This window comes from Paenibacillus sp. AR247 (genome assembly GCF_002968895.1).
Lineage (GTDB): Bacteria > Bacillota > Bacilli > Paenibacillales > Paenibacillaceae > Paenibacillus_AQ > Paenibacillus_AQ favisporus.
Map to the genome: position 1 here is coordinate 64,458 of NZ_PCZT01000009.1, position 1,778 is coordinate 66,235.

Annotated in this window: 3 protein-coding genes; all 3 read left to right on the forward strand. The window is 48.6% G+C overall.

Annotated elements, in window-relative coordinates; all coding sequences use genetic code 11:
* The coding region (locus CPT76_RS08070) for a RidA family protein (RefSeq protein WP_105442547.1) at window positions 1-418 on the forward strand (418 nt) is incomplete at its 5' end.
* A gap of 300 nt (window positions 419-718) precedes the next feature.
* Complete coding sequence (locus CPT76_RS08075) at window positions 719-1,450, forward strand: AzlC family ABC transporter permease (protein WP_105442548.1); 732 nt, start codon at window positions 719-721, stop codon at window positions 1,448-1,450.
* Window positions 1,441-1,767 carry an AzlD domain-containing protein gene (locus tag CPT76_RS08080; protein WP_105442549.1) on the forward strand — a complete coding sequence of 109 codons (327 nt, stop codon included), beginning with the start codon at window positions 1,441-1,443 and terminating at the stop codon, window positions 1,765-1,767. The genes CPT76_RS08075 and CPT76_RS08080 overlap by 10 nt, the downstream gene beginning before the upstream one ends.
* Window positions 1,768-1,778 lie beyond the last annotated feature (11 nt).

Consider the following 1,778-nt stretch of genomic DNA (forward strand, 5'->3'; position numbering starts at 1 on the left):
AATGTCTACATTCAGAATGGAGCATAAAAACCCGGAGGGGTTATTCCAATCCAAAGCGTTCAGTCAGGCGATTACTGTAAGCGGAAAAGCAAAAACGATTTATATCGGTGGGCAAAATGCCGTTAACGCGTCAGGCGAACTTGTTGGACCCGGCGATTTGGAAGTACAGACCAAGCAGGCGCTGCATAATATCGCAACGATTCTAGCATCTGAAAATGCAAGTTTCGCCAATCTGGTTAAACTTAATATTTATTTAGTCAGCGGCAGCGATCCCCGAATTGGTTACAAAGCTTTTCTTGAGGTAGCAGGTGAATTAGAACATCCTCCTTTGGTCACGGTTCTATTTGTTTCGGAATTCGCACGCCCATCCGTTCTCCTTGAAATCGACGGAATTGCTGTCATTGAAGATAACGATTAAGCAACGGATCAATCAGACTCCGGCTCCATTTCGTACTGGGTACGAAGGGGGCCGTTTTTTTGATTTTGCTTGGGTTACAGGATCACTAGAGTAGGGGCAGGAAGCTCGAATGGAATCTGAAATTATCTCAACTCCATCCAAGTTTAATACACCGCACCCGATATATTGTGTGTTATAATGTACAAAAAGGATAGTATAACGCACGAATTGACCGGGCTGTGACCACACTTAGAGACGCATCGTTATTTTATTTTCCGGCTCAACAACGAACAACACAGAAAAGAATTGAGGATAAAAGACGTGTCAGAGAATGTTCAACTCCATCAACAAGAAATCGAAGTGAAAGAAGACAGCTTGCTGCAGGGGATCAGAGACTGCATCCCCACGCTGCTGGGTTACTTAAGCATTGGATTTGCCGCAGGTGTCGTAGGCAAAACCTCCGGTTTATCCGTCCTCGAAATTACCTTGATGTCCACCTTGATCTATGCCGGTTCGGCACAATTTATTATGGCGGGCATGATAGCGGCGCATGGGTCGGCAGCAGCCATCATTCTTACGGTATTCATCGTCAATTTGCGCCACCTGCTGCTCAGCGCAGCTATGTCGCCTTATTTCCGCCACCTATCCGCATTCAAGACGATGTTAATCGGCACGCTGCTTACAGACGAAACCTTCGGGGTCGCCATGAATAAGGCGATGAATCGCAGCTCCCTCAGTGAAAAATGGATGCACGGCCTCAATATTACCGCATATTTGAATTGGATCATCGCCACCATCGCGGGAGCGTTTTTCGGGAAGTGGATTACCGATCCTGAGAAATACGGCCTTGATTTTGCGCTGACCGCCATGTTTATCGGGCTCCTTGTCCTCCAGATGATCAGCAGAAAGATCATCCGGAAAGATCTTATCGTAGCCGTCTGCGCTGTTCTGATCGTGCTCGGAGCGGGCTCCCTTGTATCCGGGAGTGTGGCGGTTATTATAGCAACCATCGTGGCGGCTGCCATTGGAATGGTGGTGGAAAAATGGAAATAAGATGGCACATCCTGCTGGCGATCATGGGCGCCTCCGTCGTCACGCTTCTTCCGCGCGTTCTTCCGCTCGTATTGCTGAGCCGCATGCAATTGCCTGAGTGGACCATGCGCTGGCTCAATTACGTACCTGTTGCCGTTATGGCGGCATTAATCGCGCAGGAGCTGTTCACGACGGACGGAAAGGTCCATATTTTGCAGCATTACGTTGAAATTTTGGCCGGCATCCCTACCTTTGCGACAGCGATCCTGACGCGAAGTTTATTAGGAACGGTAGTGGTGGGCATTCTTTCCTTAATGGTACTCCGGTTTGTGCTGTAAGCGGATGACGG